The 16,269-nt window shown below is 39.7% G+C and carries 16 protein-coding genes; 8 read left to right on the top strand and 8 right to left on the bottom strand.

Annotated elements, in window-relative coordinates; all coding sequences use genetic code 11:
- Positions 1 to 19 precede the first annotated feature (19 nt).
- On the bottom strand, positions 20 to 1,282 hold the full coding sequence (locus Q7A53_RS18450; RefSeq protein WP_411790674.1) for a molybdopterin molybdotransferase MoeA: 1,263 nt from the start codon (positions 1,280 to 1,282) through the stop codon (positions 20 to 22).
- Positions 1,283 to 1,446: 164 nt separating this feature from the next.
- Here Q7A53_RS18450 and Q7A53_RS18445 point away from each other — a divergent pair, with 164 nt between their 5' ends.
- Entirely contained in the window at positions 1,447 to 2,799 is a 1,353-nt protein-coding gene (locus Q7A53_RS18445; RefSeq protein ID WP_411790673.1) for a dihydrolipoyl dehydrogenase family protein, read from the top strand.
- 59 nt (positions 2,800 to 2,858) lie between these two features.
- Here Q7A53_RS18445 and Q7A53_RS18440 read toward each other — a convergent pair whose 3' ends face one another.
- Complete coding sequence (locus tag Q7A53_RS18440) at positions 2,859 to 3,458, bottom strand: TetR/AcrR family transcriptional regulator (protein WP_411790672.1); 600 nt, start codon at positions 3,456 to 3,458, stop codon at positions 2,859 to 2,861.
- Between the two features lie 116 nt (positions 3,459 to 3,574).
- Between Q7A53_RS18440 and Q7A53_RS18435 the strand changes: the two genes are divergently transcribed.
- From Q7A53_RS18435 to Q7A53_RS18425, 3 genes are all read left to right on the top strand, one after another.
- Positions 3,575 to 4,144 (top strand): cysteine hydrolase family protein, encoded by a 570-nt coding sequence (locus tag Q7A53_RS18435; protein ID WP_411790671.1) that lies wholly within the window; start codon positions 3,575 to 3,577, stop codon positions 4,142 to 4,144.
- Positions 4,145 to 4,237: 93 nt separating this feature from the next.
- On the top strand, positions 4,238 to 5,320 hold the full coding sequence (locus Q7A53_RS18430; protein WP_411790670.1) for an AbrB family transcriptional regulator: 1,083 nt from the start codon (positions 4,238 to 4,240) through the stop codon (positions 5,318 to 5,320).
- 361 nt (positions 5,321 to 5,681) lie between these two features.
- Positions 5,682 to 7,079: a sodium:solute symporter family protein gene (locus tag Q7A53_RS18425; RefSeq protein ID WP_411790669.1), complete on the top strand. Its 1,398-nt coding sequence runs from the start codon at positions 5,682 to 5,684 to the stop codon at positions 7,077 to 7,079.
- 176 nt (positions 7,080 to 7,255) lie between these two features.
- Here the strand turns inward: Q7A53_RS18425 and Q7A53_RS18420 are convergent, their stop codons facing one another.
- The gene (locus Q7A53_RS18420) at positions 7,256 to 8,050 is read right to left on the bottom strand and encodes a DUF817 domain-containing protein (protein ID WP_411790668.1); all 795 of its coding nucleotides are present in this window, start codon (positions 8,048 to 8,050) and stop codon (positions 7,256 to 7,258) included.
- Between the two features lie 443 nt (positions 8,051 to 8,493).
- Between Q7A53_RS18420 and Q7A53_RS18415 the strand changes: the two genes are divergently transcribed.
- Positions 8,494 to 9,312, top strand: coding sequence for an AraC family transcriptional regulator (locus Q7A53_RS18415; RefSeq protein WP_411790667.1), 819 nt, complete (start codon positions 8,494 to 8,496; stop codon positions 9,310 to 9,312).
- Positions 9,313 to 9,398: 86 nt separating this feature from the next.
- Positions 9,399 to 9,821: a VOC family protein gene (locus Q7A53_RS18410; protein ID WP_411790666.1), complete on the top strand. Its 423-nt coding sequence runs from the start codon at positions 9,399 to 9,401 to the stop codon at positions 9,819 to 9,821.
- A gap of 160 nt (positions 9,822 to 9,981) precedes the next feature.
- On the opposite strand, the gene Q7A53_RS18405 is transcribed toward Q7A53_RS18410, so the two are convergent.
- Positions 9,982 to 10,614, bottom strand: coding sequence for a hypothetical protein (locus tag Q7A53_RS18405; RefSeq protein ID WP_411790665.1), 633 nt, complete (start codon positions 10,612 to 10,614; stop codon positions 9,982 to 9,984).
- 157 nt (positions 10,615 to 10,771) lie between these two features.
- On the bottom strand, positions 10,772 to 11,821 hold the full coding sequence (locus Q7A53_RS18400; RefSeq protein WP_411790664.1) for a PQQ-dependent sugar dehydrogenase: 1,050 nt from the start codon (positions 11,819 to 11,821) through the stop codon (positions 10,772 to 10,774).
- 300 nt (positions 11,822 to 12,121) lie between these two features.
- Here Q7A53_RS18400 and Q7A53_RS18395 point away from each other — a divergent pair, with 300 nt between their 5' ends.
- Entirely contained in the window at positions 12,122 to 13,834 is a 1,713-nt protein-coding gene (locus Q7A53_RS18395) for a glycoside hydrolase family 3 N-terminal domain-containing protein (RefSeq protein WP_411790663.1), read from the top strand.
- Between the two features lie 244 nt (positions 13,835 to 14,078).
- Here Q7A53_RS18395 and Q7A53_RS18390 read toward each other — a convergent pair whose 3' ends face one another.
- From Q7A53_RS18390 to Q7A53_RS18380, 3 genes are all read right to left on the bottom strand, one after another.
- Positions 14,079 to 14,216: a hypothetical protein gene (locus tag Q7A53_RS18390; RefSeq protein ID WP_411790662.1), complete on the bottom strand. Its 138-nt coding sequence runs from the start codon at positions 14,214 to 14,216 to the stop codon at positions 14,079 to 14,081.
- 108 nt (positions 14,217 to 14,324) lie between these two features.
- Positions 14,325 to 14,465, bottom strand: coding sequence for a hypothetical protein (locus tag Q7A53_RS18385; protein ID WP_411790661.1), 141 nt, complete (start codon positions 14,463 to 14,465; stop codon positions 14,325 to 14,327).
- A 370-nt stretch (positions 14,466 to 14,835) separates the two neighbouring features.
- Positions 14,836 to 15,375, bottom strand: a complete 540-nt coding sequence (locus Q7A53_RS18380) for an HD domain-containing protein (RefSeq protein WP_411790660.1) — start codon at positions 15,373 to 15,375, stop codon at positions 14,836 to 14,838.
- 143 nt (positions 15,376 to 15,518) lie between these two features.
- Between Q7A53_RS18380 and Q7A53_RS18375 the strand changes: the two genes are divergently transcribed.
- Positions 15,519 to 16,268 (top strand): SDR family NAD(P)-dependent oxidoreductase, encoded by a 750-nt coding sequence (locus Q7A53_RS18375; RefSeq protein ID WP_411790659.1) that lies wholly within the window; start codon positions 15,519 to 15,521, stop codon positions 16,266 to 16,268.
- Position 16,269: the final 1 nt, after the last annotated feature.

Here is a 16,269-nt window from a genome sequence, read left to right as displayed (position 1 = left end):
TTCTTAGCTGCCTGGCGGTTCAAAAATGCTCTTGTCCTGTTTCTCCCTCTACGAAAATTGCATCCACTTGATCGCCTGCTTCGTACCCCCTTGTCCCTCCGCGCAGCACGATAAAAGTGTCCGTTCGCGCTAAGGATGTAACGACTGCAGATTTATCCACTCCTGCTGGGTAAACGACCAATTTTCCATCTTCATAGGCGATGAAACCTCGGACAAATCTCGTGAAAGGATTCGCTTTTTTAAAGTCTGATCCAAGTACAGCTTTCGTTCTGCGGTGAAAAGGACGGCTTGCTCCTAATAAGTGCTGAATAACAGGGTACGCAAACAATTCGAATCCTACGTAGCAGGCCGAGGGATTGCCCGACAATCCAAACAGTAATTTGCCATTGAGTTGAGCAACTGTTGTTACGCTTCCTGGTCTCATCGCAATTTTATTAAACAACACTTCTGCCTCAAGTTTCTTATATAAATCAGGCATTAAGTCAAAATCGCCTACCGACACTCCCCCTGTAGTAATCAAAAGGTCAACCTCGTCTACAGCAGAACTTAATGCTTCAAAGCAAGTATTAAAATCATCTTCTAGTTTACCTAAATATACAGCTTCTGCACCAGCACGCTCTATCTGTGCTGCTGCCATAAAAGCATTGGAATTGCGAATCTTCCCCGGTACGAGAGGCTCCTCTACATCCAGAAGTTCGGTTCCAGTGGCGAAAATGCCTACCTTTGGCTTTTGGTATACTTTTATTGTACTATATCCAAACGTTGCGAGTATTGCTTGCACTCCCGGATTCACTTTTTGACCTACTTGCAGCAGCCCTGCGCCTTTTTCTACTTCTGAACCTTTTTCAATCACATTCTGCCGAGGGGAAAGCTCTCTTTTAATCTTCATAAAAGGTTGGTTATTCTTTTCAAAGGTTTCACAGACTTCAAACATAGCTACACAATCAGCACCTTGCGGAATCTCCGCTCCTGTCATAATCCTCACCGCTTCTCCTTTGTGAAGGGGGCGGCTGGCTCGGTGACCCGCACCAACCTGCTCTATAACATGAAATTCACTACTCTCGCCTTTTCCAAGCCCTTTCGTATCAGCGGACCGAAGAGCAAAGCCATCGTATGGAGATTTATCAAAGGGAGGAACAGCGTTTGTTGCAGTGATGTCCTCTGCTAAATATCTTCCATGGCTTTCTTCTATGGAGACTGTTTCGATTCTGCCTATTTGCTTCCAGTTCATTACTTGATCAATCGCTTGCTCGACCGGTATAGGTCTTCTATGTAGATTCATTTTATTTTCGTCCCTTACGTTAAATTGGCTTCCCACACCTTTTTCTAGACCATAACGAAACCATACATTTTTTTCAAAGCTTTTGTTTCGCTCTTCTCACTGTTTTTCCCGGAAGTATCAGGGGTATAAACCATTTAGGAAAATAAATAAAGGAGGATGACAAGATGACGAGTACATATGATCTTATTGTTATAGGAACGGGAGTAGCTGGCGGTAAAGCAGCTACAGTGGCAAAGAGAAGGGGATTACATACCGCCATTGTTGATGAAAGGCCATTTGGCGGTACATGTCCCCAGAGAGGCTGTGACCCTAAAAAAGTGTTAGCCGGGATAGCCGAAATTTATGATGATACAAAAAGGGTTCTTGGAAAAGGCATTAAAGGGGAAGTGGAACTTGACTGGAAAGATTTAATGGATTACAAAAACACTTTTACTTCACCCGTCCCAGAAAGCACTGAAGAAGCTTTTAAGAAACAGGGTATCGATACCTTTCATGGAACGGCTTCATTTGAAGATGATCATACTATTAAAGTGAATGACACGATCCTAAAGGCAGATAAAATAGTCATAGCATCAGGTGCTTCTCCTGCTAAACTGCCTATTGAAGGAAACCAGTACTTAGTGACAAGTGATGATTTCTTTGAATTAGAACAATTACCAGAGCGCATTTTGTTTATCGGTGGCGGATATATCTCTTTTGAATTTGCTCACCTCTGTGCAAGGCTCGGCAGAGAGGTCATTATTGTCCATCGTGGTAAAGAAGTGTTAAAAAACTTTGATAAAGAAATCACCAATAAGCTTGTTGAACATTCTAAGGATTTAGGAATCAGTATTCACACCAGCACTGAAGCTCAAAAAATCGAAAAGCTTGATAACGGGAAATATCTTATTCAAGTTAAGAAGTTCGATCACCAGCATGAATTTAACGCGGATCTAGTTATTCATGGAGGAGGTAGAACAGGAAATGTAGATTCATTGAATTTAGCTGCAGCGGGAGTAGAATGTTCAAATAAAGGGATATTGGTTAACCATAACCTGCAATCCATTTCTCAATCTCATATTTACGCAGCTGGTGATGTGGCAGATACAGGCATGAAACAGCTCACTCCTGTGGCAGGAGAACAAGCAGAGAGACTTCTTCACCATCTTATTGATGAGAAAGAACAGTCTCCTAGTTCCACGCCAATCCCATCCGTGGTATTTACTTATCCAAAATTAGCTTCTGTAGGAATTACTCAGCAGGAAGCGAAAGAAAATAACATCCCTTACGAAGTGCAATCAAGAACGATCACTTCCTTTTTCACTTATCAACATACACAAGAGGAAGGAGCTTACGCCAAGCTATTAATCAATCCTTTTACCGATGAAATTATCGGTGCCCACTTCTTGACCAGCTCTGCTGACCATTTAATCAATCTCTTTACCCTGGCTATCGTTAAGAAAGCAACGAAACAGGAATTACAGCAAATGCTTTGGGCCTATCCAACAGCCGAAAGCGATATTCCAAGTTTCTTTTAATTTACCAGCAGCCCCGGACCTTTGTTTTCATGGGTTCGGGGTGCTGCAATTCTCATGCCTCAAGTCTGAGGGATAAAGAGAGAGCAAATATGGTCTAATATTTCATCTGGAGAATACCCGCGCACGTCCCTTTGAAATAAATACTCCTCGCTCTTTAAAGCTGCAAGCAAAATGTCTGCTTTAAAAGTACTATTGGAGTGATGTTCATCCATCTCTTCAAATAAGCACACTATTTTTTCATGTAATTCAGTGAATAAAGGACTTCGAGCCGTTGCTGGCCGTTGGGCAGATTCTCCATCCTCGACACCTTTCAATAACTGGGATTTGCTTTCCCGGAACTGTATGAACAAGCTCAAAATCCCTTTTAAACGCTCATGAGGAGGTTCAGTATGGTTATCTTCCAAATAGGAATCAATACTTTCAAAGCAAAGCACCACATTATCTTTAATTAAAGCCAGACATAGTTCACCTTTATTCCGATATCTGCGATAAAGAGTCCCCGCTCCTATTTCAGCTTCAGCAGCAATTTGATTCATACTGACTGCTTCCACTCCCTTTTGGGTAAATAAATTATGGGCTGCGTCTAGTATCCGCTGACGATTCTGGGCGGCATCACGCCGTTCTGTCCTACCGGGAGACAAATTTCTGTTTTTTGACATCGTACCACTCCTTTACTCCATTTCTTCCATCTTGACAAACGGAGACCTATCCGGTTATCCTGAAACAGGAGAGTTCTCCACTTAATTTTATCTTAATAAAAAGGAGCATACAACCTATGAAAAATCAGGACGGCAAATCTGCACTATTACTAATGGACTTGCAAAAGGGCATTGTTTCCCGTTTTGCAGAACAAGACGAAGCTCTATATCCGTTCCAGAAAGCATTAGAGACGGCTCGCAAGCATGAAATTCCAGTCTTTTTTGTACGCGTTGGGTTTAGCGAAGGTTATCCTGAAATTAATCCAAAGAATAAGACTTTTTCAGCTATTTCCCAATCAGGCGGAATGACAATTTCAGAAGAAGCTACTCAAATTCACGATTCAGTAAAACCTCTGGAAAATGAACCGGTTATTACTAAATACCGTGTCAGTGCATTCACAGGCAGTAATCTTGAAGTGATCTTAAGGGCACAGGGAATTGATCATCTTGTTTTAAGTGGAATAGCGACAAGTGGTGTAGTTCTTTCTACTTTACGGGAAGCAGCTGATAAAGACTTTTCGATAACCGTGCTGAAAGATGCTTGTCTAGATTCAGATCCAGAGGTTCACGAAGTACTTACTGAAAAAGTGTTCCCAAAGCAGGCTGAAGTCAAGAATATTGCTGATTGGACAGATCATTTAAACTAGAGGTATTGTAAAGAACCTTCTTAAGAGATGACCTCCTTAACATAACAAGACTAGGTTGACTATGAACGCTTCCTATAGAAAGAAGGAACTGACATGGCTCGCACGATTTTATACCTTTTAGCTGCCATTTTAACTGGGTGGCTGTTATCCTTGCTGAATATCCCAGATGGCTGGCTAATCGGCTCACTGCTTTTTGGAATCTTTTTCCGGATTAAAATCAGTGAGATTTCCATGCCGTCTTATTTGTTTCCCTTTTCTCTTTCCTTAATAGGGGCAAGCATTGGATTGACGATGCAAACGAGCATGTTCAAGGAAGTGGCTTCTTTCTTCCTGCCGCTTCTAATTAGTTTGATTATCATTATGCTTGGGGCTTGGGGTCTGAGTAAAATATTAGCCCGTTATTCAGCTCTCGATCCAACCACTGCTTTATTCTCCTGCATCCCGGGTGGAGCTTCTGCTATGCTGGCATTAAGTGAAGAATACGACGCAGATCAGCGAATCGTGGCGGGGTTTCAGATGACTCGGGCAATGTTTGTAGCCATGTCTATTCCCGTTTTAGCAGGACTTGTTGCCCATTTGACCGCTAATGGAAGTGAGCAAGCAGCAACTCATGCAGCAGAATCAGTCAGTAGCACGACTGCCCCGATGCTGTTTCCAGGTTTTAAAATTCTTTGTGTTTTAGCCATTGTTGCTCTGGCCCTATTCCTTGCGAAAATAGCAAAAATTCCTGCCGGGCAGCTTTTATATGGCATGCTGCTTGCTTTTTTGGTTAACCAATTTATATTTCACCTTGGATCTTTACCTGGTACCTTTGTGGGAATCAGCCAAGCTCTGCTTGGTGCAATTATTGGTTTGAGATTTGACCGTGCTACTTTAGTTCAACTGAAAAAGATTGGCTGGCTCAGTGTTGGAATCTTGATGATGTACTTGGTGTTAACCTTCGTCATCTCCTTTATTTTTTTCGAGACTACATCTCTAAATTATGTTACAAGCATGCTGGCCATGGCTCCAGGAGGCGCACCGCAAATGTCCTCTACAGCTGCCGTCCTTAGTCTTGATGCCTCAATTGTTGCTTCTCTTCAGCTGGTTCGTTTGTTAACGATCTATTTGCTGCTACCCTTTGTTATTCCTTACGTAGTAAATAAACAAGCGGTTCAAAAGAAGAATAGCAGCTAATCATCATAAGAGATTAGAAAGCATCAAAAGCCAGGGTAACTCCTTTTAAAAAGTAAAAGCTATAAATCCTTTTCCATGGATTTATAGCTTTTTTTACATAATGGAGTTAACGCCCCCCCAAAATTCCGTCATGATCTATATTTTTTGCCTTTCCCTGAATTTATACTGTGATATGATCCATTTTAACTTTCCCAGTATGTGAATGTGCAGAAATATAAACAATTTTTTTAAGCTCTCATGAGTACACAGTGTCATCCCCTGAATAAATTCTCATTTCTATTTAAGAACAACCTATTTACGGATAGAGATTTAATTTATGTCCAGACTATTTAAAAAGATTTCTTTTAGGAGGCGCTGCATCTTGGAATTATCAAACAACCCCACCCTGCTTTGGTTTGTAGGAATTTATGGCGTGATTATGATCGCTATGGGTATATATTTTTCTAGGAAGATATCAAATAGTGAAGACTTTATACTGGCTGGCAAAGGCTTAGGTACAATTGTGTTAACGGGTACCCTTCTTGCCACTTGGACAGGCAGCGGAAGTATTTCCGGTGGAGAGACTTCCATGGCCTATAGCTTTGGAATTATCCCTGCATTGCTCATGATGCTCCCTACACTCTTGGGAATTGGGATTCTTTATTTAATTGCTCCAAAAATTCGGGAGTTCGGGAAATACACTGTATCTGGAATTTTAGAAGAAAAATACGGGAAAACCTCGAGAATGATGGCAAGTATTATTATCATTCTTGCCTTTGTCGGTATTGTTTCCTACCAAATGACTGGACTCGGATTTATCTTAAACTTGACGACGGGAATTTCTGTAGAGGCTGGAACTATAATTGGTGCCATTATGATTATTTTCCTTGCGTCCATCGGAGGTTTAAGATCCGTAGCCCCGACAGATGCTTTAAGTGCTTTCTTAGCGATTGCGGCTTTATTAATCACTCTGCCGACCATCATAGTTATTGCTGGCGGATGGGACACCATCACCTCTAATGTTCCTGCTGACCATTTAACTGCCACCGGTTCATTATCCAATATTCAATTGCTCGGTTTTCTTTTACCTTCGTTATTTTTATTGCTTGGAGATCAGAATATGTATCAGCGCCTGGCTTCTTCTAGTGGAGATAAATCTTCTAAGAAGGCACAGATTGGCTGGCTCGTTGGTATGGTGCTTATATCGCCATCGATCTCATTTATTTCTTTTGCTTCGCTATCCATGTTTCCAGATATTGACCCTGGAATGGCTCTGATGGCCACAACTTTAGTTATGCCTACAGTAGTAGGAGGAATTCTATTAGCGGCAGCAACGGCATTTATCGTGACGACAGGAAATTCATATTTATTATCTGCGGCAACAAACGTCACATATGATATTGTTGGAAAATATATTAGCAAAGATGCTAGTGACGCGAAATTGCTAAAACTGACGAAAATTTTTATTATCATTCTCGGGATTTTGGCTTATCTTTTAATTAGTTATTTCCCAACCGTATTATCCGTGCAAATGTATGCGTACACTGTCTATGGAGCCGGTCTTACTCCCGCTCTTCTCGCGGTGTTCTTTTGGAAAAAAGTAAACAAATCCGGCGGTTTATCATCCATGATTGCCGGAGTACTGACCACGCTGATTTGGGAGATCCCCTTGGGGAAACCTTTCGAGTTAAATAGTGTTTTAATTGCATTACCTATTGCGGTACTTGTATTAATTGTGGTGACTTTGATGACTCAAAATAGGTCATTGAGGTATGAATAGTAAATCACTGTTTATAAAAAAAAGTTTACAATGGTAATCACGATTTATAAATGAAGCGGCGCGTACATTTTTGTACCGCCTCTTTTTTTCTCAATAGTCTTAATCACTATAAGATCAAATATGTGGATATACCTAGAGTCTCCACCCTATGATCTGACATTTAAATTGCAAGAAATCTAAATAACTTGCCTGTAATCCCTACTCTTGGTTGAACTTTTACCCTTTACTTGTTTTAAAGCCGATACAATGAGAAAACTGACAATCACTAACAAAAGCCATGAACTTACCTTTCCTAAGTGGACAATACTCCAAGTATCTGATTGGTTCGGATATTGCCATGCTCCAAAGAAAGTGGCGATATTTTCAGCAACCCATATAAAGAATCCGATGAGTACAAAAGAAAGAGTGAGCGGCATCTGATAGCGCACTCCATTCACCTCGAAGGATACCCATGTATGAAAGAAGATTAAGATTACAAAGGCAGACAGCCACCAGCGCACGTCAATCCAGAAATGGTGGGTGAAAAAGTTCAAGTAGATCGAGGTTGCAAGAGGTACGACCATCCATAGAGATGGCCAATGAATTAATTCTACCTTCAGCCTCCTCCAAGCTTGACAAAGGTAACTCGCTACACTTGCATACATAAACCCGCTGTACAAGGGTACTTCAAAAATTTTTGTATACCCTTCTTCCGGGTAAGACCAGGAGCCCATATGTACTTTGAATAGTTCAAGGGTCAAGCCGATGAGGTGAAACAACGAGATTACTTTTAGCTCATCTTGCGTTTCCAAGCCGGACCTTACCATTCCCCATTGCATTAGTAAGCAGATGAATAGCATCCAGTCATACCTTCCCATTAGTGGAAGTGGAATAAATTTGGTAATTGCCAAAGATGCAAATATAACTACAGGAAACAAGCAGGAAAGCGCTTGCTCCCATCCAAAATGAACAAGTTGTCTCACCACCTTCATCCTCTCATCCCTCCGTAACTTTATTTTTTTCAACATCAATTTTTACCCCAAAATCTTACTTAGCTGACAATCTAATGCTTTACAGATGGCTTGTAAGGTTCGTTTTAACTATGCTTACGTTTGCTGTTTTGCCATATTTCCTAACTCCACAACTAAAAAGAAATGGGTCATCCCATCAGAAAAAAGTGAGCTTCCAAACAATTTCATTTTTTTGTGAGCAGCTCTTTTGAAATGGCTAATGATTTGATTTTAATACATTATTTATTGATAATCAATAAATTTTTACTCTATTTCAATATTTTATTATTGATTCATGTGATTTTTATTGATCATCAATTTTTTGCAGACAAAAAAACTCCCTGAACGGGAGAGTGCGTTTTTCATTGAAATGAAAGTATATTATAATTTAATTACTATTACATAAACAGCAATTGAGGTGACACATGGATCTTTTCCGCCCCATCCAATCCCCTTCCCTGTTACATGTTCCAGACTCAAAATATTCTTATAAAGAACACCAGCCAAGTCAAAGGCTCAGAACTTATACAGCCTGTTATTGGACTTTGGATTATCACCCTGGTAGTCAGATCATTCCTCACCGAATATTACCTGACGGTTGTCTCGATATAATCTTTGATTTAACAGCATCTACACCTGAAAAAGGTGCCTTTGTTACAGGACTGATGACTCAATTTGAAGTAGTAAATTTTTCAAGTCGCCAGCATTTTCTTGGTATTCGTTTTTTCTCAACCCATGCACAGCGCTTCATAAAATATCCCCCTGAAGAATTACTAGGTTACCCTGTATCACTTGAAAATGTGTGGGGAAAAGATGCCCTCTCCTTTTTTCAAGAAATCCAAGAAGCGGAAGGAACCGAAGAAAGAATTAATAAGATTGAAACGAAATTAATGGATATGATAAATAACACAGATATTCACTCAAGTTCGAAGTTACTTGAGCAAAGCATTCAGCATATTTACTCAGCAAACGGAATGAGCTCCGTACAATTATTGGCTAAAAACCTAATTCAAAGTGAAAGAAACTTGAGAAGAATCTTCAATCAAGAGCTAGGTGTCTCTCCGAAGGAATTTTCACGTATCATTCGTTTTCAAAGTTTATTGAAAGACTTGCATGACAGCCGGTCTGCAGATTTTATGGAGACAGCTTTGAAATATGGCTATTACGATCAAGCTCACTTTAATCATGATTTTAAAAGTTTTTATGGGCTAGTACCCAGTGCGGTTTTCCCAAGCAAAAAATAAGGGCGTCCGTTTTTTACAATTCCTTATTCAGTTTAAAGGGTATTCTTATAAAGAGCAGTAAATTTAGACAGGGAGGAAAAATTCTTATGAAACCACGAATAACGGTAATCACTCTTGCTGTAAATAACCTTGAACAATCGTTTAATTTTTATAGGCGTGGTCTCGGTCTCCCGAGTGAAGGGATTATAGGCCAGGAATTTGAAAATGGAGCTGTAGCTTTTTTCGAACTTCAAAATGGGTTAAAACTTGCCCTCTGGGAACGCAAAAGTTTAGCTGAAGAAGTTAATCTCCCCATTGACCCATCCAGCTCTATTGAATTTACAATTGGCCACAATGTAGGAAGTAAACGTGAGGTGGATCAGGTCATGCTGGAAGCAGAAAAAGCGGGAGCGAAAATCATTGACCCTGCTAAAGATGTATTTTGGGGAGGATATTCAGGACACTTTCTAGATTTAGACGGTCACTTATGGGAAGTCGTATGGAATCCAGAATGGGAACTAGAGGGATAAAATAAAAAGATGGGTGTCCTTTGAGGCGGTATCTTAGGGTTTTCATTAAACAGCTGCAATAGCACATAAAATCAAATTGGAGCATTTTGGTTTTACGTGTTTTTTGCAGACTTCCTTTTACCTGAGTGTAATGTTCTCAGGTAAAAGGAAAACTCTCCATTTAATAGTTTTTCACTATATTCTCGCCACCCATATTTATATAATCCACTTTTAACCCTACGTGTGGAATCTTTTTTTCTTTTTTCAATATCTCAATGAGTTCTTTTGTTTTTTCCTCATCCGCAGATTCTCTTCCCCGATCCATCCAAATGACTAACGAAGGAGAAACATTCAATTCCCGTATATCGGGTATATCCGTCTCCCCAATGTATTTCCTTGCAATCTTCGTTTGCTCATAATCCACAGTAACCATCTCTGGATGATCAAACATTTTTTCAATGTCATCAATTATAAGATCGTGTAATGTTTTCTCGTAAAAGCTTACGGCATAATCATCTGCCATTGCACCGCTAGATTCTTGCTCATAAACTAAAAACTGTACATCTGTGTCCTTATTTTCTACCTTTGCCGCATATTCAAATCCATTGAAATTCCCCATATTGTCATACAGCGTATCAAAAATCTCCATCTGCCCGGAAAACTCGGACTCTATATATTCTTCCGCTTTAGCTTTAACTTTTTCTTCTTTATCCTTATCCGGGGTCATCTCCACAATAAAAGAAATTACAATAAATCCGATCACACTTAAGATGCAACCAAGAATAATTAAAACCCATTTCGTTAATTTTCTCACCGGATCACCTCTATCTATTTTCTACAAACCCTCCTGCCAGATAAATGTTTTACCTTCAAATTCAGGGTTTTCTTCTTTTTACGGGTTGAACTTTTTCACATGCCCCAATTCATCTATTGTTCGCCGCATTATGCCACACAGCGAGATATCATTTTCATTAACGACGCCATTTCAGCAGCTTATCATCTTGCGCACCCGGGCTGCCCCTCCCATCCGTATTGTTCGTAATGATATAAAGGTCGTCACCCACGATTTCCACATCGCGCAGCCGTCCGAATTGATTCATTACCATCTCTGGATTTGATCCAGTAAAAGACAGCTTTTGAAGAGACTTTCCTCTTAGGGTGGCAATGAATAGATCGCCCTTATAAGCGGCCAGACCTGAAGGGGCCCAAGTATTTTTCCCAGTTTCGAATAATGGCGTCTCCATCCCTTTCTTCTCTTCCTTGCCTCTGATAATTGGCCAGCCGTAATTGGAACCAGGAGTGATGATATTCACTTCATCATGCTGATCCGAACCGTGTTCCGCAGCGAACAGAGTGCCATCCTCGTTCCATGTCAATCCTTGAGGGTTTCGATGACCGTAGCTATAGATATACGAGTCAGGAAACGGATTGTCCTTAGGTACACTGCCATCTCTATTTAATCGCAGGATTTTCCCAGCAAGCGATTGTTTATTTTGAGCAAGATCTTTATTCAACGAATCACCTGTGGTGACATAGATTTTATGATCGGGTCCCAATTCAATTCGACCCCCATTATGGAATTGGGCTCCAGGGATTCTTTCTAATAGAACATCGGTTTCTTTCCACGTCTCCCCTTCTAAGGTTAAAACAACCAACCGATTTAGAGTGGTATCACCGTCTTGATATGTATGATAGGCGAGTGCCACTTTATTTTCCGGAAAGTCCGGGAGCAGTTTAAATCCTAATAGTCCCCCTTCACCCTTTTGAGTAATCGGTTTGTCGGTGTGAACGACTTCCCTCTTTTTCTGTTCTCCTTCTTCCCATTTAACAATGGTTCCCTCTCGCTCCGTTATATAAAAAATCCCATGACTCTCTTCAATATCCCAAGGTGAATGTAAGTTTGTCAGCACAGTTTTTATTCCTGTATTCTTATTCCCAGATTCGTTTGGTTTGTTATTCTCCTCTTCCCAAGGAGCACACGCAGCAAGAAAAATTAGCAATACCAGCAGGATTTTAGACATGCTCACCATCTCCAATTTTTACCTAGTATAACAAATGTTTTGTTAAGCTGCTTTTCTGATCTATCTTGAGAATCAAATCATACAAGTTACTATAATCCAAGTGCTTGAATATCAAATAAGAGAGCTTCTGGATATAAGAAATTGCTTAACCATATTATTCTTACGGCTTGAAAAGGTATTATGATGGGCAGTCTCCGGGAACGATAAAGAAGTGAAGCCGATTTTTGAAACATTTAATTAGCAGAAGTGACGTAAAATGAGAGATACTATACATATTAACAACAATAGGAGATGTTATATTTGAAACGCTTTGTCTATATACTTATTTTATTTATCCTGGCTGTAAGTGCCGTTTGGTTTTATGTTTCAAACAATTCTACTTCTAATACTCATTCCTCCGATGCAAGCTCACAGGATTCTGCAAATCCAAATTCTGCGGACGAAGCACAAGGGTCGAATCCTTCCACCAAAACAAGGGAGGTTATTAACGAGATTGTAAAGGACGCTGAGAACGGCGAGTTACCACACTTGCCATTTAAAGTGGGAGAAACGAACTTAAACAAGGTAAAACAAAAATGGGGCAATCCAGACAACATCAGCCATACCAATGTAGGATTATACGCTTCTTTTAAATCAAAAAACTATACTATTGGTTATTTCAAGCACTCTCCTATATTTGATATTCGTTCTTATGAAAATGAACTTCAGGATCTTACCAGAAAAGATATCGAACAAGTGATGGGTAAGCCAAATCAGGTGTTATCCTATGATAAAAATGAAGTTCATCAGAAGATTTTGATTTATCCGCTTGATAACGGAAATGATTTAAAATGGATTATGAATCAAACGACAGCCGAGAAAGAAACTGCAGCTGTGGATCATATTTCACTCTATAACCCAGACATCGCTGAAAATTCTCTTTCTGCTCAGTTAAATAACATGTCTTTAGCTGAAAAGATCGGTCAGATGGTATTGATAGGAATGAACGGATTAACTGCAGGCAGTGAAGTGGAAACCATGATCAAAGAGGAACATATCGGTGGAATCATTCTTTATGGCGAAAACATTAGTACTCCAAATCAAACTCTTAAGCTGACCAATCAATTAAAAGCCATAAATCAGAACGTAAATCCCTCCATTCCTCTGTTTATAAGCGTTGATGAAGAAGGCGGGATTGTGGAAAGAATGCCGAACCCTATTCTCCCTATGCCTTCGAGTTATAATATTGGAAAGAAAAACGACGCTGATTTATCTTATCTGGCCGGACAGACCCTTGGTGAAGAATCAAGTGCCCTAGGTTTTAATATGAATTATGCACCCGTTCTAGATGTTATAAAGAACCTTTCCACCTCCGCAATTGGAAAGCGATCATTCGGAACGGATCCTAAAATGGTAAGCCGGCTGGGGAGTGCTACAATGAAGGGGTTGGACTCAAAGAACGTCATTCCCGTACTAAAGCACTTTCCGGGATATGGAAGTGTGAGTGTAGATGCCCATAAAGATTTACCTACGCTTGAATATGACAAAGAACAATTAGAAAATCAGGATTGGCTGCCCTATAAAAATGCAATTGATCAAGGTGCAGACGTCATTATGGTGACTCACATGCTAGTCCCATCACTGGGAACAAAATTCCCCTCCTCAATGTCACCTGTGATAATCACGGATATGCTAAGGAAAGATTTGAATTTTAATGGACTGGTTATGACAGATGACTTGACCATGGGTGCGATAGAAAAACACTATTCCATTAAAACAGCAGCCGTGCAATCAGTTAAAGCTGGAGCAGATGTAGTCATGGTCGCTTTTCATGAAAACCAACAAAAAGGAGCGATCAGTGCCTTAAAACAAGCAGTTAAAGAGGGAAAACTTTCTGAAGAACGAATTGATGACTCCGTTTATCGGATTTTGAAAATAAAACAAAAATACAAACTCTCTAACCAGCAGCTAAATAACCCTGACATCTCATCGCTAAACCGAAAGATTAAGAAAATTAAGCAGAGTATTAAATAATCCTCTGTCTTAGCTATATAGTTTTCCTTAAGAATACTGAAACACAAGTTTATAGCCCATATTTAATCCGAATGAGGATGATAGGATATCATCTCATTCGGATTTATTATTCTATAGAAGTCAGGGTACCCACAGCACATACATCCTACCGTTTCCCCTCTAATGAACAGATAATCAAACTGGGGTTGGCAGTCGAGCATTCCTTGATTTAGGTGGGTACTGTGCCCTGCTTCTTTACAGGTTCTTATAAAAATAGATGATGCTTAAGTTTAATGGCATCTATTTTTCGTTCAATTCTTTCCTTACGATGAATAGATACTTCTCTTGTTTCACGGTTTTGACGTTCGATGAAAACCGTGAAAATGATAAAGTTTAATCGCATGTTCATACCTCCAATCCTGTATAACCTTCGCTATGCACTATCTTTCTCCACATTTAACCAAGCCATAAATTCAATCTTTCTCATTTCCAACATTTATAATTCTCCTCTCTAGTTGTAATGTAAGAACGCTGCTTTGCGATCAATATTTTTCTCAATTTCACAGGGACTGTATCCAGGTAAGGATGGATACTTCTTTCGTTTCCTCTTGCTGACTTGAACCGTAAAAATAAAGAATTGAATTGTCATCATCATCACCTCCTTAAGAATTTTTATACAAAAAAGGTAAAATTATCCTTTTTCAAGCATAATAAAAAGCCACAGGCTTCTGTGACTTTGCTAAATAGATAGAGAATGGATACTTTCTCTAAAAAAGCCACAGGAATACAATATGCACCGCCTGCAGCTAATATGACTGAATTTTAATAAAAGATTAAATTAATTTCGGTCAGCGCAGGCCATTGTCATGTTATTCATTGTTTTATAAGATTTAACAGCATCTACAAATAATTTCATCATGATTCCGACCTCGCTTTCGTTAAGTTTAAATTTTCTTCTTACAATGGAATTATATAGAAACGTTTTCTAAAAGTAAAGAACTTTTTGAAAATTTGTCACATTTTCAACTTGACATTTTCTTCTCATCATTTTCAAGGACCTTGTCGATCTTAAGATCAAGCCTATGAAGGATTTTTAAAGCATCTGACTTATCCATCTGTTTATAATGGTGCAGCCCATTAGGCTGTTCATCAATCCGATCGGCTTCTGCTACTACATACTGTAAGGGTGTGCGTTTATTATCCAAATCAAAGTTCAGGTAACTATCCGTGTGTAGCAGTACGGCGACCGATACTTCTTTTGCTACTAACCGATCTTCACCTAGTCTTATAAGCAGCTTATGAGCTCTTTCAGCCCCTTTAATTGCATGAATGTCATGTTTGCGGTATTCATCATAATCCCATTTTCCATCACGGTACCATTCGTAATGTCCCATATCATGCAGCAACGCTGATTTCGTAGCAAGGTTAGGATCAACTTCATTCTTGACTGCTAAATCGAAGGCATAGCCGGCGACAGTCACCGCATGATTGATGCCGGATCGCTGTAAATATTTCTGCGTAATTCTATGTTTAAAAACGTCTACCAGCGTGACTCTTGTCATAGGATCTCCTCCACATTTTTTTGAAAAATAATATATCACGGTTCTTCTATTCCTACAAGTTTACTATAACAGAGTCTTCCCATTCATAGAGGGGTTTACCCTTTCTTTTAAAAAGGAAATAAGCGTTAGAGGAGGTTTTGAGTATGAACTTTACAGAAGATACTGTTTTAATTACTGGAGCAAGCAACGGAATAGGGAGAGGTCTCGCATTATCCTATGCAGCACAAGGAGCTAAAGTTATTACTTGTGATAAAGATGAAGAACATGGCAGACAATTAGTTGGAGAAATTCGGGAGCAAGGAGGGAACGGCTACTTTTATTCCTGTGATGTAACTGATCCACAGCAAATCGAGAAACTATTCACTACTATTGAGGAAGAAATTGGTACGTTCACCATCTTGATTAATAATGCTGGGATCAGCAGCTTTAAATCGATGTTTGAGCTTGAAATTGAAGAATGGGAGGAAATAATTCATACAAATCTCAGAAGCGTATTTCTGTTCTCTAAACTAACTTCCGGTATATGGAAGGAAAATAATATTCAGGGACGTATCGTAAACATGGCCTCTACACGAGCATTTATGTCAGAGCCTGATTCAGAGGGATACGCCGCTTCTAAAGGAGGAATTATAGCGTTAACTCATGCGATGGCGGCGAGCCTTTCTAAAGACAGCATTAGGGTCAACTCCATCAGCCCAGGCTGGATACAAACGGAAAATTATGAGGATCTTAGAGACAAAGATCACCTTCAGCACTTATCTAATCGTACAGGCAAGCCAGAAGATGTAGCTAAAGCCTGCTTTTATTTAACCGATATAGAAAATGACTTCGTTACTGGAGAAAATTTAGTAATTGATGGCGGGATGACTAGAAAAATGATTTATGAACATTGAG

Origin of the sequence: Halobacillus rhizosphaerae (assembly GCF_046719735.1) — a bacterium.
Lineage (GTDB): Bacteria > Bacillota > Bacilli > Bacillales > Halobacillaceae > Halobacillus_B > Halobacillus_B rhizosphaerae.
This window is presented reverse-complemented; position numbering and strand designations above follow the sequence as displayed.